This is a genomic window from Phaeacidiphilus oryzae TH49 (assembly GCF_000744815.1).
GTDB classification, from domain to species: domain Bacteria; phylum Actinomycetota; class Actinomycetes; order Streptomycetales; family Streptomycetaceae; genus Phaeacidiphilus; species Phaeacidiphilus oryzae.
Window position 1 is genome coordinate 155,390 of record NZ_JQMQ01000004.1, and the last position, 19,200, is coordinate 174,589.

General features: G+C 71.8%; 16 protein-coding genes. 13 read left to right on the forward strand and 3 right to left on the reverse strand.

The window, feature by feature from the left end:
- Positions 1–371 precede the first annotated feature (371 nt).
- Positions 372–1,673, forward strand: coding sequence for an MFS transporter (locus BS73_RS00855; RefSeq protein ID WP_051938984.1), 1,302 nt, complete (start codon positions 372–374; stop codon positions 1,671–1,673).
- A gap of 51 nt (positions 1,674–1,724) precedes the next feature.
- On the opposite strand, the gene BS73_RS00860 is transcribed toward BS73_RS00855, so the two are convergent.
- On the reverse strand, positions 1,725–2,459 hold the full coding sequence (locus tag BS73_RS00860) for an SDR family oxidoreductase (protein ID WP_037568501.1): 735 nt from the start codon (positions 2,457–2,459) through the stop codon (positions 1,725–1,727).
- A 73-nt stretch (positions 2,460–2,532) separates the two neighbouring features.
- Positions 2,533–3,600, reverse strand: coding sequence for an NAD(P)-dependent alcohol dehydrogenase (locus BS73_RS00865; RefSeq protein WP_037568503.1), 1,068 nt, complete (start codon positions 3,598–3,600; stop codon positions 2,533–2,535).
- 148 nt (positions 3,601–3,748) lie between these two features.
- Between BS73_RS00865 and BS73_RS00870 the strand changes: the two genes are divergently transcribed.
- From BS73_RS00870 to BS73_RS00890, 5 genes are all read left to right on the forward strand, one after another.
- Positions 3,749–4,507, forward strand: coding sequence for an SDR family NAD(P)-dependent oxidoreductase (locus BS73_RS00870; protein ID WP_235215225.1), 759 nt, complete (start codon positions 3,749–3,751; stop codon positions 4,505–4,507).
- A gap of 109 nt (positions 4,508–4,616) precedes the next feature.
- Complete coding sequence (locus BS73_RS00875; protein WP_037568506.1) at positions 4,617–5,951, forward strand: FAD-binding protein; 1,335 nt, start codon at positions 4,617–4,619, stop codon at positions 5,949–5,951.
- A 17-nt stretch (positions 5,952–5,968) separates the two neighbouring features.
- Positions 5,969–7,132, forward strand: a complete 1,164-nt coding sequence (locus BS73_RS00880) for an acyl-CoA dehydrogenase family protein (protein ID WP_037568507.1) — start codon at positions 5,969–5,971, stop codon at positions 7,130–7,132.
- Positions 7,129–9,096, forward strand: a complete 1,968-nt coding sequence (locus BS73_RS00885; protein WP_200886608.1) for an oxidoreductase — start codon at positions 7,129–7,131, stop codon at positions 9,094–9,096. Before BS73_RS00880 ends, BS73_RS00885 begins: the two co-directional genes overlap by 4 nt.
- Before the next feature lie 296 nt (positions 9,097–9,392).
- The gene (locus tag BS73_RS00890) at positions 9,393–10,679 is read left to right on the forward strand and encodes a hypothetical protein (protein WP_037568511.1); all 1,287 of its coding nucleotides are present in this window, start codon (positions 9,393–9,395) and stop codon (positions 10,677–10,679) included.
- A gap of 154 nt (positions 10,680–10,833) precedes the next feature.
- Here the strand turns inward: BS73_RS00890 and BS73_RS34300 are convergent, their stop codons facing one another.
- A complete protein-coding gene (locus tag BS73_RS34300; RefSeq protein ID WP_152617468.1) occupies positions 10,834–11,199 on the reverse strand; it encodes a hypothetical protein in 366 nt (121 codons plus the stop codon).
- 713 nt (positions 11,200–11,912) lie between these two features.
- Here BS73_RS34300 and BS73_RS00900 point away from each other — a divergent pair.
- From BS73_RS00900 to BS73_RS00935, 7 genes are all read left to right on the forward strand, one after another.
- Positions 11,913–12,245, forward strand: a complete 333-nt coding sequence (locus BS73_RS00900) for an STAS domain-containing protein (RefSeq protein WP_037568512.1) — start codon at positions 11,913–11,915, stop codon at positions 12,243–12,245.
- Between the two features lie 529 nt (positions 12,246–12,774).
- Positions 12,775–13,941: a DUF6236 family protein gene (locus BS73_RS00905; protein WP_037568514.1), complete on the forward strand. Its 1,167-nt coding sequence runs from the start codon at positions 12,775–12,777 to the stop codon at positions 13,939–13,941.
- 728 nt (positions 13,942–14,669) lie between these two features.
- Positions 14,670–15,458, forward strand: a complete 789-nt coding sequence (locus BS73_RS00915) for an enoyl-CoA hydratase/isomerase family protein (RefSeq protein WP_037568518.1) — start codon at positions 14,670–14,672, stop codon at positions 15,456–15,458.
- On the forward strand, positions 15,443–15,850 hold the full coding sequence (locus tag BS73_RS00920) for a Zn-ribbon domain-containing OB-fold protein (RefSeq protein WP_322987231.1): 408 nt from the start codon (positions 15,443–15,445) through the stop codon (positions 15,848–15,850). Before BS73_RS00915 ends, BS73_RS00920 begins: the two co-directional genes overlap by 16 nt.
- The gene (locus BS73_RS00925) at positions 15,847–16,992 is read left to right on the forward strand and encodes a thiolase family protein (RefSeq protein ID WP_037568522.1); all 1,146 of its coding nucleotides are present in this window, start codon (positions 15,847–15,849) and stop codon (positions 16,990–16,992) included. Before BS73_RS00920 ends, BS73_RS00925 begins: the two co-directional genes overlap by 4 nt.
- Positions 16,993–17,034: 42 nt before the next feature.
- On the forward strand, positions 17,035–18,237 hold the full coding sequence (locus BS73_RS00930) for an acyl-CoA dehydrogenase family protein (protein WP_037568524.1): 1,203 nt from the start codon (positions 17,035–17,037) through the stop codon (positions 18,235–18,237).
- Positions 18,234–19,196 carry a phosphotransferase family protein gene (locus BS73_RS00935; RefSeq protein WP_037568526.1) on the forward strand — a complete coding sequence of 321 codons (963 nt, stop codon included), beginning with the start codon at positions 18,234–18,236 and terminating at the stop codon, positions 19,194–19,196. Before BS73_RS00930 ends, BS73_RS00935 begins: the two co-directional genes overlap by 4 nt.
- Positions 19,197–19,200 lie beyond the last annotated feature (4 nt).

A 19,200-nucleotide genomic window follows, 5' to 3' on the forward strand; every position in this document is an offset into this window, starting at 1 on the left:
CAATATGCGCTGGTTCCGGCTGCGACGGGGGTCATCTCGTACTTCGCTATGAGTCGGACTAGGGCGCCGTTGAGCTGCATGTTCTTGGGATACCGAAGAAGCCCCCGCCCCGGAAGCCCTCAGTCCTGCGGGCGCGGTCGACGCTCGGGGGTTGGGTGCCTGCGGCGCGCAAGGGCGACGAGGTCCTTGAGGAGCTCGGTGAGCCGCGTGCTGACCGGGCCGATGGGCGCGATTCTGAATCGAATCCTCTTCGATAGACTCAGTTCTGACCACGGATTTTTGCCTAAGGGCTAGCTGTACTGAGTTCAGTTCTGTACCTTCCCGAGCGTGGGCCGGGAACCGGCCCGTGTCGCTGGAAGGAGATCGGGACGATGAGTTTGACGGAGCGGTCGAGCACTCCCGGGGCGGGGGCGGTGCCGTACGATCCGCGCACCATGCGCCGGGCGCTGCTCGCGGGCAGCATCGGCACCCTGATCGAGTACTTCGACTTCAGTGTCTACGGATATCTGGCGGTGACGATCGCCCCGCAGTTCTTCCCCGGCAGCGATCCGACGGCCTCGGTGCTGGCCGCGCTGGCGGTCTTCGCCACCGGCCTGGTGGTCCGGCCGATCGGCGGCGTCTTCTTCGGGTGGATCGGCGACCGGTGGGGCCGGCGGAAGGCCCTGGTCTCCTCGGTGTTGTGCATGGGGGTGGCCAGCAGCCTCACCGGACTGCTGCCCACCTACGGCCAGATCGGTGTGGCGGCGGCGATCCTGCTCTTCGTGACAAGAGTGGCCCAGGGGATCTCCTCGGGGGGCGAGTCGGTCGGTGCCTACACCTACATCTACGAGTCGGCCCCGCCCGAGCGCAGAGCGTTCCTCGGCTCGGTCACGCCCATCGCCTCCAACTTCGGCTTCGTGCTCGCCGCCGCCTCGGCCGGCGCCATCTCGGCCTTCACCACCGGCGGGCAGATGGCCGCCTGGGGCTGGCGGCTGCCGTTCCTGGCCGCCGTACCGCTCACCGTGCTCTGCCTGTGGGCCAGGATGCGGATCGAGGACACACCGGAGTTCAAGGTGGCGGCCGAGCGGGCCGACATCCCCGCTGCCCCGATCCGGGAGGTGCTGGCCACTCACCGGAGGGCGCTGCTGCAGTCCGTGGGGTTGTCGATGGCGCAGGGTGGCGCGGTCTTCCTCGGCCTCACCTACATCGGGATCCACCTGACCACCGATCTGGGCTACGGGACCACAGCGGTGTTCTGGCTGACGGCGGGCGTCACGCTGGTCACTGTGCTGCTGATGGCACCGGCCGGCCGGCTGGCCGCGAGGTTCGGCTGTCGGAGGGTGCTGCTGGTCGGACTGTGCGGATTCCTGGTGACCGCGTACCCGGCGATGCTGCTGATGGGTCTGCACAGTCTCGCTCTGACCGCGGTGGCCTATCTGCTCTTCATGCTGAGCAGTGCCGTCGTGCAGGTCCCGGCGGCCAGCCTGTGGCCGCACCTCTTCGAGCGTCGGGTCCGCTACACCGGCATGGCGCTCGGCTACAACGTCGGCACGGTGCTGGCCGGCGGCACCGCTCCGTACATCGCGACCTGGCTGGTGCAGCACACGGGGAACGAGCTCTCGCCGGCGTTCTTCGTGATGGTGGTCTGTGTGATAGGGATCGGGGCGCTGCTGACCGTGCGCAAGGATCTCTAGCGGCCCGCGGGCGGCCGACGGGCCCGACCCGCCGGCCGCTGCCACCGGTGTTCAGCCCGCGCGGCCGTGGCCGATGGTCTGGCCGCCGTCGATCAGGAACTCGCCGCCGGTGGTGTACGAGGCGTCGTCGCTCGCCAGGAAGAGCACCATGCGGGTGACCTCCTCCGGCTCGCCGATCCGAGGCACCGGCTGATGGGCGAAGAGCTCGGCCGAGACGCTCCGGCCCATGCTGGTACGGATCACGCCGGGGTGCACCGAGTTGACGCGTACCCCGGTCCCGGCCATGTCCAGGGCTGCGGCCTTGGTCATTCCGCGTACGCCCCACTTGCCGGCGCCGTAGCCGATGCCCCCGGCGAAGCCGGTCATGCCGGCGGCCGAGGAGATGTTGACCACGGATCCGCGCCCGCGCCCGCGCATGCCCGGCAGGACGGCGTGCATGCCGAGGAAGGAGCCCATCAGATTGACGTCCAGCATCCGCCGGAACTGCTCCGGGGCCTGGTCCTCGACACCGCCGGGGTGGAAGATCCCCGCGTTGTTCACCAGGACGTCGACCGGCCCGAAGGCCTCCTCGGCCGCGCCGATCGCCGCCTGCCAGGACTCTTCGCTGGTCACGTCTAGGTGCTGGTAGAGCGCGTCGGGGAGGTCGGCGGCCAGGGCCCTCCCGTCCGCATCGGCGATATCGCCGACGACCACGCGGGCGCCCTCGGCCGCCAGCCCGCGCGCATGGGAGGCGCCCATGCCGTTGGCTCCGCCGGAGACGAGCGCGACTCTTCCGTCGAAACGCATTGAGGTTCCCTTCGTCGGCTCTGCGGATGCGTGCGCAGGGTGCGCGCGCCGGTGCGCGCGGACGCACGGTGCTTCAGGAAGCGGCGTCGTCGGGGACGAGTACGGCTCGGCCTCGCCCGCGGCCGGCGCGCAGCCGGCCGAAGGCCTCGGCCGCGGCGGAGAGCGGGAACTCCTCAGTCTCCACGCGGATCGCCCCCGACCGCGCCAGCGCGACCACCTCGGCGAGCTCGGCACGGGAGCCCCAGAACGGCAGCGAGAGCCGGAAGCCGGGCGGGAGGAAGCCGGGCTTCCGGACCGTCAGCTGCCCGCCGCCGCTGCCGACGAGTGCCAGTTCGCCGCCGGGCCGCAGGACCCGGGTCGCCAGTTCCACCGTCTCTTCGGTGCCGGCGAAGTCGAGCACCGCGTCCAGGGCGCGGGCGTGGCCGGCGCGCGCCCGGAGCTCATCGGCGGTGTCCGGTCGGATCAAGGTGGCGAAGTCCGCGCCAGAGCGCTGGGCGAGGGCGAGCGCCGCCTCCCGAACGTCGACCGCCAGCACCCGGCACGGGGTGGTCGCGCTGAGGACCTGGACGGCCAGGTGGCCGAGACCGCCGACGCCGATCACCAGGACGCTGCCGCCGCCTTCCCTGAGCGATCGGCTCAGCCCGGCCACAGCGTGGTAGGAGGTCAGCCCGGCGTCCGAGAGCGGTGCCGCCTGGCTGGCCGGCAGTCCGCCGATCGGGACCAGGTAGCGGGTGGAGGGGACGAGGACGTACTCGGCCATCCCTCCGTCCCGGCCGAGCCCGACTCCGTGCCAGTCGAGGGTGTTCCGGCGATCGCAGTAGTTGTCCCGGCCGGCCGCGCAGCGCTCGCATTCGGCGCAGCCCCACGGGCCGTAGAGCACCACCCGTTCGCCGGCGACGGCAGCGCCGCCCGGGGCGGCGTCGGGGCCGAGTTCGGTGATGCGTCCGGCGACCTCGTGCCCGAGGGTGAACGGCGTTCGGTAGGGGAGGTCCCCCGGTGCGCTGTCCGCCACATGGAGGTCGGAACGGCAGAGGCCGGCAGCCTCCACGCGCACCAGCACCTCGGTGCCCTTCGGTACCGGTCGTTCCACTTCGGTGAGTTCCGGTCGCCTGCCCCACTCCAGCAGTCGCAGCGCCCTCATGCCGCACCCTCCCGGGTCTTGTCAGTGGTCTTCCCAGCGAGTTTAGTTCGGACCATAACAGAGATGAAGTCAGTTCAGTACAGCAGGAGGAGGGATCGGTCGCATGGGTTCGAGAGGCGTGGGTGAGCGGTTTCAAGGCGCGGTCGCGATGGTGACCGGCGCAGGTTCCGGGATGGGCGCGGCGGTCGCCCGCGGACTCGCCGCCGAGGGGGCGCGGTGCGTCGTCCTCGCTGATGTGGACGGCGACAGTGCGCGGGCGGTCGCCGAGGGGTTGCCCGCGGGGGAGGCGGTCGCTCTGGACGTGGCCGACGCGGCGGCCGTGGACGCGGCCGTCGAAGAGGTGCTGGGCCGCTATGGACGGCTTGATGTGCTGGTGCACGCGGCCGGGGTGGACGACCCGGCGGCCAAGCGGCTGATCGCGGAGGCGGTCACCTCCGGCCGTCCGCCGGAGGTGACCCATCTACTGGACGACGCGGCCTGGCGGCGTGTCATGCGGATCAATCTGGACGGCACCTTCCATCTGCTGCGGGCGGCCGTCCGGGCGATGCGGCCGGCCGGGGCGGGCGCGATCGTGGTGATCGGGTCCTCCTCGGTCTTCGACACCCCCGTCGGCTATCCCCACTACGCCGCCTCCAAGGCAGGCGTCCACGCGATGAGTCAGGCGGTGGCCAAGGAGGTCATCGCCTCCGGGATTCGGGTGAACGTGGTCGCGCCGGGGCCGACCGACACGGGGATGGCCGCGCGCACTCCGGCGGCGCTGCGGGCCGGTTTCGCGGATCCGCGGGTGCGGCCGTACGCGACGGCGGAGGAGATCGCGGACATCGCGCTCTTCCTGGCGAGCGAGGCGGCGGCGAATCTGGTCGGGGCGGTGCTGCTGGCCAATGGCGGGCGGTTCACCGCGACCTGAGTGGGGGACTGTGCCGGCGCTGAGGGCGCAGCGGTCTCACCGCCCTCTTGTGATATGAACCAAATTCGGTTTAGCTTTTCGGGTCGGACCGGTCGACGAAGGGAGTCGCATGCGCGCGGAGGCGGAACGGGTCGATCTGCTGGTCATCGGAGCGGGAATGGCGGGACTGACCGCGGCGGCCCGCGCCGTCAGGGCCGGGCTGAGCGTGGCGGTCGCCGAGGTCGGTCCGGATGTCGGCGGCTCCGCCCGGTTCGCGGGCTACGCTTGGACGGCCCCGAGCCACGAGGTGATGGACCGGCAGAATCCGCGCGGGGACACCGCGCTCAAGCGGGCGCTGGTGGACCGGTTCGACGCGGGCATCGCCTGGATCCGCTCGATCGGGGTGGAGGCCAAGGACGCCCAGCCCATTCTGGGCTTCGGCCGGGGCCATCAGTTCGACACCAATCACTATGCGGACACCTGCCGCCGGCTGGTCCTGGAGGGCGGCGGCGAACTGCTGCTGGAGACGGAGACCGAGCGGCTGCTCGTCGAGGGCGGCGCGGTGGTCGGTGCAGAGCTCTGCTCGGCCGGCGGCGGTCGGCGGAGGATTTCGGCCGGCGCCACCCTTCTGGCGACCGGCGGCTTCCAGGGCGACCTCGGCCTCCGCACCGAGCACGTCCACCCGTACGCCGACCGGATGCGGCTGCGCGCCAACCCGCACAGCCGGGGCGCCGGTTACCGACTCGCCACGGCGGCGGGCGCGGCCGCCGGCCCGGCCGACGCCGGCTTCTACGGCCATCTCGTGCCGACCGGCATCCCCTTCGCCGACCCCGTCGACTTCGTCGATCTGACGCTCTACTACAGCGAGCACGCCCTGCTGCTCAACCTCCGCAACGAGCGGTTCACCGACGAGACGCTGGGCGACCACCTCACCGCGATGGCCCTGCTCGACCAGCCGGAGAGCCGAGGCCTGCTGATCGCCGACGCCCGGGTATTCCGCGACTGGATCGGCGGCTCCTACGTGGAGGGCGCCGTGGCCGTGGACAAGTTCGCCCTGGCGAGCAAGCGCGGCGGCCGGGTCGGGCTGGCCGAGGACCTGGACGAGCTCGCCTGGCTGCCCGAGGAGTGGGGCTACCGCGGGGAGGCGGTCCGGGACGCCGTCCGGCGGTTCAACAAGCAGGCGGCGGGCAGCGGTTCTCTCACCCCCGGCCGCGAGTTCGACCGGCTCCCGCTCGACGAGCCGCCGTACTACGTGATCGAGACTGAGCCGGCGATCACCTTCCCGTTCCACGGAGTGCGCATCGACGACCGGGCGCGGGCGCTCGGTGCGGACGGGCGGCCGATCCCCGGCCTTCTCGCGGCCGGCTCCGACACGGGTGGGCTCTGGCACCGGGCGTACGCGGGCGGCCTCGCCTCCGCCCTGGTCTTCGGGCTGACCGCGGCGGCGAGCGCCGCCGAACTCTGAAAGGGGAACGGAAACCCATGCAAGCCACCGACCCACGACGCCCCCAGATCGATCCGCGGTTGCTCGCTGAGAGTGCTGAGCAGGGTGAACTCCGGGCCGTGCTACGGGAGTTCTTCGCCGAGGCCGGCGGGCCCGAGGAGGCCCGCGCACAGGCCGGGAGCCGGCGCGGCTACGACGAGAAGCGATGGGCGCGGCTCGCCGGTGAGATCGGCGTGCATGGTCTGGCCGTGCCGGAGGAGTACGGCGGGGCCGGGTACACCTTCGCCGAACTCGCGGTCGCCCTGGAGGAGTCGGGGCGCGTCCTCTACGGGGGACCGCTGCTCTCCACCGTGGTGCTGGCCGGGCAGGCGCTGCTGGCGGCCGGGGACCGGTCGGCCTGCGCCCGCTATCTGCCGCGGATCACGGACGGCTCGCTCACCGCGACCGTAGCGGGTTTCGAGGGCAGGGCGACCGGCGTGACCGCCGAACAGGGCGCGTCCGGGCCGCTGCTGCGCGGCTACGCGGACTTCGTGCTGGACGGAGCTGAGGCCGGACTGATCCTGGTCCGCGCCGCGACCCCGGCCGGCCCCGCGCTGTTCGCCTGCGAGCCGTCGGCCGGCACCTCCGCCCGCACTCCGCTGCGGGTCCTGGACGAGACGCGCCGGCAGGCTCGGGTGGAGTTCCGCGGGGCCCCCGCGCTGGCCGTGGGGACGGCGGAAGAGACGCGGGCGGCCGTCGCGGCGGCACTGGACGCCGGGCGGGCCGGGCTGGCCGCGGAGCAGGTGGGCGGAAGCGGCCACGCCTTGGGCGCCACCGTCGAATTCGTCCGGCAGCGGCAGCAGTTCGGACGGCCCATCGGCTCCTTCCAGGCGGTCAAGCATCGACTGGCGGACGTCCTGGTGGAGCTGGAGGCGGCGCGCTCGGCCTCGGCCTTCGCCACCGCCTGCGCCGCCGGCGCCTCGACCGAACTGCCGCTGGCTGCCCGGGCCGCCGCCGTGGTGTGCTCCGCGACCTTCCGCCGGGCCGTCGCCGAGTACGTCCAACTGCACGGCGGCATCGGATTCACCTGGGAGCATCCGGCGCACCTTTACGTCCGGCGGGCGCGCAGCGCCGAGGCGCTGTTCGGCACCGCCGACCGCAATCGGGCCGAGCTGGCCGAACTGATCGGCCTGGGTGCCGAGTCCGGTCCGTCCGCCGCATGAGCGAGGAGACCGGGATGGCATCGGGCGCCCACCGCACCTTCGCCGAGCCGTTCACTCTCGGCGGCCACGTCCTTCGCAACCGCCTGGTCGCCACCGCGCACGCCACCGCCGCGGTCGCGGACGGCGCTCCCACGGCGGAGGACGTGGCCTACTGGCGGCGCCTCGCCGAGGGCGGCGCAGGGATGGTGGTCACCGGGGGGACCGCCGTGGCGCCCGAATCAACGCTGCCGATGCGCTATCTCACCGAGGCCTGGCGCCCCGAGACCGTGGACGCGGTCCGCCGGCGGGCCGAGGCGATCAGCGGGCGCGGCGCCCTGGCCGTCGCCCAGCTCGTCCACCTCGGCCGGGAGACCCTGGGCGCCGGGACCTACTACCCTCCGGTGTCCGCGGCGGCCGTGCGCTCGCCCCGGGAGGCCGCCGCCCCGCGCCCGCTGAGCACGGCAGAGGCGCGCGGTGTCGTGGAGGCCTTCCGGATCTCCGCCGGTCACAGCGTCGAGGCCGGATTCCACGGGGTGGAGCTTCATGCGGGCCACGGCTATCTGCTGGCGCAGTTCCTCTCGCGGACGAACAACAGGCGGACCGACGAGTACGGTGACCGGATCGCCCTGCTCGCTCAGGTGATCGAGGCGATTCGGGACGAGACGGGGGAGGGAGCCGTCCTTGGCGTACGGGTCTCCGTGGAGCCGGGAGCGGACTCCGGGCTCGGCCTGGACGACCTGCTGGAGCTGCTGCCCCGGTTGTACGCGGCCGCGCCTTTCAGCTACGCCAACATCACCACCGGCGTCCGCAACACCTATGTCCCCGGAATGGCCACCACGCGCCCCCCACTGCTGGACTCCGTGCGGCGGCTGCGGGCTGCCGTCCGGGCGCCGCTGCTGATCAGCCAGGGTTTCCGCTCGGCGACCGACATCGAAGCCGCACTCGTGGCAGGGGCCGACCTGGTCGGGATGGCCCGTCCGTTCATCGCCGACCCCGACTTCGCCCGTAAGGCGATTTCCGGAGAGGAGCGGTCCATCCGCCCCTGCACCGGCTGCAACGAGGGTTGCCGCACGTTCGAACCGACCGGGTCCTGCGCGGTCAACCCCGACCTCGCGCCACCCGGGGCCGAGCGCCGCCCCGCTCTACCGTTGCTGGTCGCCCGTCCGGGTACGCGCGCCAGGACCGGCAGCGACGCGGTCGCGGTGCTGGGAGCCGGGCCCGCCGGGATGGAATACGCGATGACGGCGGCCGGCGCCGGAGTCGTGGTGACCGTCTACGATCCCGCGCCGGAGGCGGGCGGCCAGGCCCGCCTGGCCTCGCTTGCTCCGCACCGTCCCGGCTGGCAGACCTTCGTCGACTACCAGCGGGAGCGGTTGGCCGACCTGGGGGTGCGGATGCTCCTCGGGGTCTCGCCGGACGCGGGCGAACTCGCTGGGTACGGCCGGGTTGTGCTGGCCACGGGTGCCGAGGAGGCGGTCGTCCCGATACCGGGCGAGCTGCCGACCGTCACCAGCACCGACTTCCTCCGGCGGCACCGGGAGTTGGTGGCCGGGGCACCGAGGATCGCCGTGCTGGACGACGGGTTCGGATGGTGGCAGGGGATCAGCGCGGTGGAGTGCGCGATCGCGGCCGGTGCGGCCGAGGTCACCTTGATCACTCCCGGCAACGGCTTCGCCACCGGCCTGTCGGCGGAGAACCGCACCCAGTTGCTGCACAGGCTGGCCGGTGCCCCGTTGCGGGTCCGCGCGCTGTGGACGGCCGTCGAGTCGGCCGTCGGCGGGCTGCACCTGCGTCATGAGCTGGACGGCAGGACGGTGGAGGCCGCGGCCGACCTGCTGGTGACGGTCGGCGAGCGCCTCGCCCGCAGGCCGGAGTGGGCCCCGGAGCCCCACCAGACCGTCCATGCGATCGGCGACTGCCTCGTCCCCCGCCGGATCGCCCACGCCGTCGGGGAGGGACGGGCGGCGGCGCTCGCACGACCCTGACCGTCAGGCGTTGAGGCGCTCAGGCCTTGCGCCGGTACTGGCCGCCGACCTCGAAGAATGCTTCGGTGATCTGGGGTGCCGGTACGAACTCTGCCGCCGGCCGCCCACGACGGCGATCTCGCGGCGGCATCACCCCTACGGGTGCGACTGCGTCCGAGACGTATGGCGTCTCGGTCACGGACGAACGTGTCACTTGGGTGATTACCTGTCTTTTCATCTGATGGTGCGTCATCCGCGGGTATCCCTCTGGGGTCTTCCTGGTCCTCGCCACCCGAATCCATGAGAGGCCGTAGCCCGTGGTGCCCTTCAGAATCGCAGTCGGAGCAGGTGCAGCAGCGCTGCTCCTCCTCTTCCCGGCCGCAGCCTCCACCCAGGCCGCCACCTCGACCACGGTCACCTCCCTGGGCGCGGGAGAATCCTGGGACATCTCCAGCGACAGCAGCGGGACCGCCCGGATCGACGCCCTCGCCGATCCGGTGCACTCGGACGGCAGTGCCCTGCTTGCGGTCGACGGTTCCGGGCCGCGGGCCCAGCTGGTGCACGTGTTCGCCCCGGCCGGCGTACTCCTGCGCACCGTCGCCCACGACGCGCTCGGCTACATGGTGCGCGTGGACAGCAGCGGCACGAGCCCCGCATCCGCCCCGTTCGGCGTCAACCTGCAGCTGGAGCTCTACACCAGCGCCGGGGGCTTCCTCACCACCCTCAGCTACCAGCCCCAGCTCAACGGGACACCGAGGGAGGACACCTGGCAGACCTACACCAACACCCCCCAGTCCCTATGGCGCACCTCGCGGGCGGTCGGCGGTTTCACCGCAGGAAGCGACCACACCCTCGACGACTACCTCCAGGCTCTCGGCAGCGACACCCTTGTGGGGCGCACCTTCTTGAACATCGGGACCTTCGCCGACACCAGCCAGACGCTGCGCGCCAACGTGGACGACGTCACCATCGACGGCACGACCTACAACTTCGCGGTGACCGGCCGCGCCTCGGCGGAGATCACCGCTCCCTCCAGCGTTCAGGCCGGCACCGGCGGGCCGGTGGCCCTGTCCTTCACCTCGCCCCAAGACGGAATCCGGGTGATCCACGCGACCGCCCGTGTCACCTTCTCCGGCATCTCCCAGCTGACCCCGTCCGACCTCACGGTGTCCGCGGGCGGAAAGACCTACCCGGTCCGACGCGCCGCCGACGGCACGCTCTACACCGAACTCCCGCTGCCCGGCGGCACCCTGAATCCGGGCGAGACGGCGACGGTGCCCTTCCGGCTCACGCTGGCACCCGGCCTGCCCGCCGGGGAGCTGCATGTCACCGGTCGCCTGATCAACGACGGCAACCCCACCACCGTCGCCGCCGCCACCTCGCTCCGGGTGAAGCCGAAGCAGGCGCCCGCACCCGCGCCGGCTCGCCGACCCTCCGCGCACAACCTCCGGCCACCGCTGGCCGGCCGACCGCGGCGCCCGGCGCTCGCCGCAACAGGTGCGACCGCGACCATTCCTGCGGCCCTCGGCGCGGTGATGCTTACCGCCCTCGGTGGCACACTCCTTGCCATGCGTCGCCGCACCGCGCGGGGAGGGGGTCGCTGACGGGGATGGCGACTGCCTTCCGTCGTCCTGGAAGAGCTGCGCGCCCGTGCCGACGGCACCACCCAGCACTCCCCCTGATCACCGAGGCGACTCCCGCGCCAGACCCGCGCAGCGTGTGAGGTGACCCATGAACGGCGGATCCCCGAGCCTGCCCTCACGCCCCCGAGGCGCCCGGGTCGCCTGAGGTCTCCGTGACGCGGCGGGTGGATAGGAGCGCCCCCAGATCGGCGACTGCGATGCGTTGCGCCGCGTCCTCCAGTTCCTCAAGAGCGTCGTGGAAGCGAAGACGCCACACCTGCAGGGCCTCTTCTTCCGGGGCGGGCCCGGCAGGATCCGTCTGCCCCAGCGCCGTGGCCGTGGCGTCCAAGCGCTCCAGGGCCACCGTGTGCCGGTGCCGGTCGCTGCGGCCGAACCACGCCGCCACCTGCGCGCGCACCGTCGGCCACTCCCTTGTGCCCGCCGCCCGAACCACCGTCTCAGCCCCGGCACCGGCCAACGCCTCGAACTCCTCGGCCAACATCCCGACCCCCCAGCCCAGCAACCGGCTTCGACCGTACTGCGACCAGAGGCGGAGGCGGACAGATTCCCAAAGCGATCCATGACCTTCCCGCCCGACGGTCCAGGCCTTCCTGGGCGACGTCGACGCCTGGGCCCTGGCCAAGACGGCGCTCGCCACCGGCAGGCCGGCCTGGTCTGGTTCAACCACGACTTCCTGACGCCCCGGACCGTGGACAAGCTCCTGTCCTGGACCCTGGATCGGCTAGCTCAAGCGGCCCCCGGCGAGGCGGCCACCGCCTACCGTGAACACCGCACCCTGGTCGATTTCCGCGGCGCAGGCTGTTACCCGTCTCGGAACAAGATCAACTGCCTGAGGGGCCGGGCGAGTGCAGGGGCAGGCCAGGGGAGCGTTTCGGGACACTCCCTGCGGGGACGGACCGGTCCGCCCCTGCATCCGTTTCCCCGTCCGCGAGCCCCGCGAGAGACCATGCCGCGGCGGCGGAACCGGAATCGTCGGCAGCCGACGATCTCTGCGAAGTGGGCCAAACCGCGCCCTGATGTTCGGCCCCTGTCCGGCCCGGCCCCCCGTATTGATGGCCCGGACAGGGACCACGACGAGGCTCCGCACCCCGCCGTCAACACCCACTTTGCCCCCTCTCGGGTCACGCCATAGAGTCAACCGGACCCAGTTGCACCCGCGTTGGGCCTAGGAGCGTCTAGCGGGAGCAGGTTCGCATGGATCGTTTGCTCATCCACCTCGACCCGCGCAATGCCAGGCTCGCCCTGCACGGGGAGCTGGACGCGGTCAACGTGGCCAAACTCAGCGACGCGCTCACCGACTTGATCGAACAGGGACACCGGCACCTGCAATTGGATCTCTCCGAGGTCACCTGGTGCGACCAAGCGGGCCTGGACGCCATCCTTGGCTACGGCCACGCCTTGCGCGCGAGCAACCGCAGCCTGACCCTGAGCGCCGCCAGCCCCGCAGTCCACCGAATGCTCGAACACGCCGGCCTCCCGCTCCGACTGCCCATCACGGCCCTCGGGGAGAATCGGAACGGAAAATGAGCGGCAGCGCCCGGCGTCTGTCACGGCTTCGCCGACGCGGGCTTCTTGGGCTGCCGGGGGCAGGCTCCAGGGCCTGCTCGGTGAGGTGCCGGCTGATGCCGCGCCGGTACAGCCGGGCGCCGAGGCTGATCAGGTGTACCACGGGGCCGGGAGAGCCGGTCGAGTCGGGTGACCTGGTCGCCCTCGCATAGCAGTTGCAGGACCAGATCCAGTCCGGGCCTAGACGCCTTCGCGCGGCCGGCCTTTTCGACGTGGATGTGATCCAGGTCGACGCCGGCGCCCAGGGGAGCGTCGATCTGGTGGTCGGGGGTTCCGGTCGGCGGTGGAGACAGGCGTTGCGACGACGAACCATGTGCCACCGAGCGGAGAGAGCGACAGGCATGACACGGAGCCACTTGTCGCTTCGAGGCGGCTTCGGGAGGGCAGGGCCCATTCCGTGCGCCGCGTGCACCTGCCAGGGTGATGACGTTGCGGTCCGTACCAGCCGGCGTCCGCGCACGCAGTCCGTAGGCCACAGGGGAGGCTGATCGTGTCCGACATCGCTCTCTACTACCCGGACGTGTTCGTCCAGGACGAGACATGGTTGAAGGCCGCCGCACTGTACTGGCCCAGGATCGCGCGCCTGATGACGTCGGACTACCCCGCCGGCGACTCACGAACAGCCCGGGTGCTTCATGACGAGTTGGACTTCTTCGTCGACGTGGACCCCGAACCGTACGGCCGTCGCGTCGTGGAGGACTTCGTCCGCTGGTTGGGCACGTGGGAAGATCCGGCGCGCCGCCCGCAGGAGGCGCCGTCACGAGAGACCACCGAGGAATACCTACTGGACGGTCCTCCGTACCCTCAGGTCCCGGGGATGCCGCTCACCTGGCCCTATCGATGGATCGAGTCCGAGTGCAGCGGCGACTTTCACCTCCCGGGATGGGTACTGGACCGGGGCATCGCGGTGGTTTCTGCCGATGAAGCCGGAAAGCCGTGGGTGCGGTTGGAGCGCCGCCTCGCACACGTCTACATGACCGCGCTCGCCCGCAAGGTTGCCGATGCCAACAACATGGCGATGGTGACGGATCAGCAGGGCCTCCCCGGGCACCCCCATGGGTGGGGGAGCGAGCCGGCACCGTACGACCGCACCGGCATGGACCCGCAGGCGATGTACGCGGTGGTGGCGCTGCGGGCCGTGCTGCCGCGCGGCCTGGAAGACGTCCCGGTCCAGCACATCGTGGAGGCCCGCCGGGCCTTGGCGGACGAGTTCGACGCATTCCGCCGGCATGTCACCGAACTGGCGGATTCATTCGCCGAGTCGGCCGCAGGCCAGGATCCGGCAGTTCTGCGCGCGCGGATGGAAATGGCGGCGGACCGAGACATCCGTACCCTGCTCGGTGACCTTGAACGAGGTCTGCGCTCGCAGCGTCTCGAACCGGTTCGGGCGGTCTTCTCTCTGAAGACTCCTGAGGTGCCGATCGTGCTGTCCGTCCTGGGGACGACGTTTTCGGGCCACAGCAGCCTCTCGGAGAGCGCTCTTGAAGCCGGTGCGATCGCCGCCTGCTTCGTGAGTGCGGGCTGGCGTGCGGGCACTCGCGTCGCTGCCTCTCGCCGTTCGCCTGCGGGTTACCTCCTGGGACTGCGCGAGGAACTCGATCCGCAGAATCTGATCGACCGGATCCGGCGGAACAGGCGTCATGTCCGCGTGGACTGAGACCTCGCCCGGCCTTCCGCCAGGCGGCCTGACACCCCGCCGTAGGCAACGGGGCGAGGAGGCGGGCAAACCCCTTTCAGGCTCTTCTGCCCGCCTCACCGGTCCAGCCGCCATCAGCCGTCGCACCCTTCGCTGCCGTCCTCGTCCGGTGCCTGCGAGTTGCGCGACGGGCGAGTAAGTTGTCGAGGACGTCCAGGGCCGGCAGCCACTTCTGGTGATGGCCGGCCCCGTCAGGAACAAGCGCCATTGCGGCGAGCACAAGGCTGCGTGTACGCGCACGGCGATCTGGCAGTTCGCCTGCGGGCCGAGGGCTACGCAGGACGGGGCCGCGACGCCCACCGACATCCGACCTTCGCCGTCCGGCGGCCGCCCGGCCGCGGCCCGGATGGACTCCGGCCGCGGATCACCTTCGCGCCCTGGGGGCGGAGGATCCTGCGAACGATGTCGATCGAGGCGTCGCGCCCGTCGAAGAGGCTGGACGCGATGGCGAAGCGGACGAGTGGCGCGCGGTAGCCCCGCGCCGCGCCGGTGTCGCCGGCGGGGATGTGCACTCCCGGCCGCTGCGCCGTGGGCGGGGCGCGGGTCACGCCTGTCCTGGCCACGTCCAGCGTCCTTCGCAGGGAAGACTTTGAATTAGATTCGGTTTGATGTTCATGGGTCTTGACAGTCCCCTCTACATCCTTCAGGCTCATAGTGAATTCAGTTCAGTTCAACATGGAGGTCGGGAGATGGCAGTGGAAGACGAGATCCAGTTCGAGCGCGACGGTCACATCGCGCGGATCTGGCTCAACCGGCCGTGGAAGAAGAACTGCGTGACGGTGCCGATCCTGGACCGGCTGGACGAGATCATCACCGAGGTCGACGCCGACCCGGAGCTGCGCGTCCTGGTCTTCCGCGGAAGGGGCGGCACCTTCTGCTCCGGCTTCGACCTGGACAGCCTGAAGTCGGAGTTCGTCGGCAAGTCGAACGCCATTGACGTCGCGGTGAAGTCCGCCAAGGTCTGCGACCGGCTGTACTCGATGAAGACCCCGTCGGTCGCGGTGCTGGAGGGGCACGTCACCGCGGGCGGCTTCGAGATCATGATCTCCTGCGACTTCGCGATAGCCGCGGACGACGCCAAGATCGGCGACTTCCACATCCGCCGCGCGCTCTTCGGCGGGGCAGGCCCGATCTACCGCGTGCCGCGCATGATCGGCATCCGCAAGACCAAGGAACTGATGCTCACCGGCAAGCTACTCTCCGGCATCGAGGCCACCGAGTTCGGGCTGATCAACGACCACGCCCCCGCCGAGAAGCTGGACGAGACGGTCGAGGCCTTCATCGCGAACCTCACCGACAAGAGCCCGTTCACCATGTGGCTCACCAAGATGACCATCGACCGGAGCCTGGACGCCGACACCCAGTCGCTGATGGTGATGGAGCACCTTGCGGTCGGGGTGGCGCTCAACTCCGAGGACGCCAACGAGGGCGTCTCGGCCTTCCTGGAGAAGCGCGAGCCCAAGTGGCAGGGGCGCTGAGGCCGATGGAGGCGGCCTCGCAGGCGCGGCTCCGGGGCTCACGCTGCGCCGGCGCCTGCTCGGTGACCGCCTGCCCCGCGGAGGAGTCCTGCCCGCGCTGCGGGGGGCCGGCCGAGCCCGTCGCGCTGAGCGGCGCGGGCACCCTGTGGACCTGGACGGTGCAGCGGTACGCGCCCAAATCCCCGCCGTACCAGGCGCCTTCGGGCGGCTTCCGGCCGTTCGGAGTCGGCTACGTCGAGCTGCCCGAGGGCGTCCGGGTGGCGGCCGTTCTGGACGTGGACCTGGAGGCGATCCGGATCGGGATGCCGCTGGAACTCGGACCGGGCGAGGACGGCGGCGTCCCACGGGCCAGGGCGCTCGCGGCAGGCGACGCACGGAAGGAGGGCGGATGAGCGCCGAGGTACTGGTCTGCGGCGCCGGGCGGACCCCCTTCGGTCGCACCGAGGAGAGCGGCCGGCAGCTGGCCGTGCGGGCGGCCGGCGCCGCGCTCGCGGACGCCGGGATCGGCTGGTCCCGGGTGCGGGCCGCCTTCGGCGGCAGCGACAGCGCCGGGCTCGCGGACACCCTGGTCTCCCGGCTCGGCCTCACCGGAATCCCGTTCGTCAACGTCAAGAACGGCTGTGCCACCGGCGGCAGCGCCCTGGTCTCCGCGGTCAACGCGATCCGCGCGGGGATGGCGGACGTGGTCCTCGCGGTCGGCTTCGACAAGCACCCGCGCGGGGCCTTCGACCCGCGCCCCGAGGACTGGGGCCTGGGCGAGGAGTACGGCCGGGACGGGTTGATGGTCACCACGCAGTTCTTCGGCATGAAGATCCGCCGCTATATCCACGATCACGGGATCACCTCCGAGACCCTGGCGCAGGTCGCGGAGAAGGCCTACCGGAACGGCGAGTTGACGCCCGAGGCCTGGCGGCGCAAGCCGGTGACCGCGGCCGAGGTGCTGGACTCCGGGATGGTCAGCGATCCGCTGACCCGCTTCATGTTCTGCTCTCCGGCGGCGGGCGCGGCGGCGCTGGTGCTCTGCTCGCCGGCGGCGGCCCGGGAGATGGCGGGGTCGCCGGTGGCTCTGCGCGCGGCGGCCGTGCGTACCCGGCGGTTCGGCTCCTTCGAGGTGTTCAGCCCGTGGATCCCCGGCGGCGAACTCACCAGCGTCAGCCGGGACGCCTCGGCTGCCGCCTTCGAGGAGGCCGGGATCGGCCCGGAGGACGTCGAGGTCTGCCAGTTGCAGGACACCGAGAGCGGTGCCGAGGTGATGCACCTGGCCGAGTGCGGCTTCTGCGAGGACGGCGAACAGGGTGGGTTGATCGCCTCCGGCGGCACCGCGATCGGCGGCCGGCTGCCGGTCAACACCGACGGCGGCTGCATCGCCAACGGGGAGCCGATCGGGGCCTCCGGGCTGCGCCAGGTCTACGAAGTCGTGCAGCAGTTGCGCGGCGCGGCCGGAGAACGGCAGGTCCCAGGGGAGCCTCGGGTCGGCTTCACCCATGTGTACGGCGCGCCGGGCGTCAGCGCCTGCACCGTACTGATCCGCTGACCTGCTGACCCGCTGGCTCGCTGAACGGAGGTGGAGGAGAGGATGCCTGGAATCCCGGAACCCGAGGAGTTCGGTGCCGAGGCCCGGCGCTGGCTGGCGGGCGCGGCCCGGCCGCGCCCGGCCGAGGGGGAGTGGGGCAGCGGCCCCGACTCGGCGGCCGTCTTCGAGAACTGGACGGAGGAGCAGGAGCGCGAGCACACCGCCCGCACCCAGGAGTGGGAGCGCACCCGCTACGACCAGGGCTGGGGCGCCCTCAACTGGGCGGCGGAGTACGGCGGGCGCGGCCTTCCGGCGTACTACGAGCAGCTGTACCGGGCCGAGGAGGCGGCCTTCGACGTACCGCACCGGACGGAGATCTTCCCGGTGACCCAGCACCTGGTCGCTCCGGCGATCGGGATCTGGGGGACGGAGGAGCAGAAGGAGCGCTGGCTCCGTCCGATGCTCCGCACCGACGAGCTGGCCTGCCAGCTCTTCTCCGAGACCGAGGCCGGCTCCGACCTGGCCGCCGTGCGCACCAGGGCGGTGCGGGACGGTGACCACTGGGTGCTGGACGGGCACAAGGTGTGGACCTCCGGGGCGCGCGTCGCCACCTGGGGCGTGGCCGTCTGCCGGACCGACCCCGAGGCGCGCAAGCACGCCGGGATCACCGTCTTCCTGGTGCGGATGGACGCCCCCGGGGTGAGCGTGCGGCCCATCCGCCAGATGACCGGGGGCGCCAGCTTCAACGAGGTCTATCTGGACGGGGTGCTGGTATCGGACGCGGACCGGCTCGGTCCGGTCGGCGAGGGCTGGCGGGTGACGCTCAGCGTGCTGGCCGCCGAGCGGCTGGACTCCGGCGGCCTCGGCCTGGACAACGCCGACCGGGCGCTCGAACTCGCCCGGCACCTGCCAAGGCCGCTCACCGGCGCCGAGCGGGTGCGGGCCGCGGACCTCTACGTCCGCACCCTGGTCCAGCGGCTGATCGGTCTCCGGGTGACGGCGGCGCTGGTCGCCGGGCGGGAGCCGGGGGCGGAGGCCTCGGTCGGCAAGCTCTACGCCACCGAGACCATGCGGCGCACGAGCGACCTGGTCGCCGAACTGCTCGGACCGAGCCTGGTCGCGGACACCGGGGAGTGGGGCAGCTACTCCTGGACCGAGCACCTGCTCGGCGCCCCCGGCTACAGCATCGCGGGCGGCACCGACGAGATCCAGCACAACATCGTCGCCGAGCGGGTGCTCGGCCTGCCGAAGGAGCCGGTCCGATGAGCGCGGAACTCTTCGGCAGGATCCGGGACCGGCTCGCCGGGCTGCATCCGGGCGCTGAGATCGGGGAGCCGCGGGCGCTTCCCGGCGGGCACTCCGGGCTGACCTACTCGGTCGCGGCGGGGGACGACCGGTACGTGGTCAAGGCGGTGCCGCCCGGGCAGCGGCCGGTCGGCCGCAACGACGTACTGCGGCAGGCCCGGGTGCTGGCGGCGCTGGCCGGCAGCGGGGTGCCGGTACCGGGGCTGATCTGCCGGGACGAAAGGCAACCCGCTTGGTTCGCCATGGAGTTCGCGCCAGGCGAGGCTGTCGAGCCGGTGCTCGACGAGCCCGCGGTGCCGGGGGCGACGGCCGGGGTCCGGATGCTGGAGATCGCCCGGGTGCTCCGCCGGCTGCACGCCGTGGACGTGCGCACCCCGGAGCTCGGCACGCCAGAACCCCTGGACACGGCGGACGAGTTGGAGCGGTGGAGCCGCACCATGCACGCCGTGCCGGAGGAACTGCGTCCGGGCGGCGAGGAGTTGCTGAAACGGCTCGCCGATGAGGTGCCCGCCGGGGCGCTGCCGCCGGTGCTCCTGCACGGCGACTTCCGGCTCGGCAATGTGCTGTGCGCGGGGGAGCGGGCGACGGCGGTGGTGGACTGGGAGATCTGGAGCCTCGGCGATCCCCGCATCGACCTGGGCTGGTTCCTCCTCTTCGCCGACCACCGGAACTTCCCCCGGCTGGGCCGGGCGGTCCCTGGACTGCCGAGCGAGGCCGAGCTGCTGGCGGCGTACGCCGACGGCGGTGACGACCCGCCGGAGATGGAGTGGTTCCGGGCCCTCGGCCGGATGAAGATGGCCGCGATCATGGGCCACAACCTGCGCAGGCACCGCGAGGGCAAGCACCACGACCCGGACCAGGAACGGCTGCCGCCGACCATCGCCGCGATGATCCGCACGGCGCGCGACATCCTCGGCTGACGCA

Coding starts and splice junctions, on each gene's coding strand:
- BS73_RS00855 (WP_051938984.1), top strand. CDS start 372: ATGAGTTTGACGGAGCGGTCGAGCACTCCCGGGGCGGGGGCGGTGCCG.
- BS73_RS00860 (WP_037568501.1), bottom strand. CDS start 2,459: ATGCGTTTCGACGGAAGAGTCGCGCTCGTCTCCGGCGGAGCCAACGGC.
- BS73_RS00865 (WP_037568503.1), bottom strand. CDS start 3,600: ATGAGGGCGCTGCGACTGCTGGAGTGGGGCAGGCGACCGGAACTCACC.
- BS73_RS00870 (WP_235215225.1), top strand. CDS start 3,749: ATGGTGACCGGCGCAGGTTCCGGGATGGGCGCGGCGGTCGCCCGCGGA.
- BS73_RS00875 (WP_037568506.1), top strand. CDS start 4,617: ATGCGCGCGGAGGCGGAACGGGTCGATCTGCTGGTCATCGGAGCGGGA.
- BS73_RS00880 (WP_037568507.1), top strand. CDS start 5,969: ATGCAAGCCACCGACCCACGACGCCCCCAGATCGATCCGCGGTTGCTC.
- BS73_RS00885 (WP_200886608.1), top strand. CDS start 7,129: ATGAGCGAGGAGACCGGGATGGCATCGGGCGCCCACCGCACCTTCGCC.
- BS73_RS34300 (WP_152617468.1), bottom strand. CDS start 11,199: ATGTTGGCCGAGGAGTTCGAGGCGTTGGCCGGTGCCGGGGCTGAGACG.
- BS73_RS00900 (WP_037568512.1), top strand. CDS start 11,913: ATGGATCGTTTGCTCATCCACCTCGACCCGCGCAATGCCAGGCTCGCC.
- BS73_RS00915 (WP_037568518.1), top strand. CDS start 14,670: ATGGCAGTGGAAGACGAGATCCAGTTCGAGCGCGACGGTCACATCGCG.
- BS73_RS00925 (WP_037568522.1), top strand. CDS start 15,847: ATGAGCGCCGAGGTACTGGTCTGCGGCGCCGGGCGGACCCCCTTCGGT.
- BS73_RS00930 (WP_037568524.1), top strand. CDS start 17,035: ATGCCTGGAATCCCGGAACCCGAGGAGTTCGGTGCCGAGGCCCGGCGC.
- BS73_RS00935 (WP_037568526.1), top strand. CDS start 18,234: ATGAGCGCGGAACTCTTCGGCAGGATCCGGGACCGGCTCGCCGGGCTG.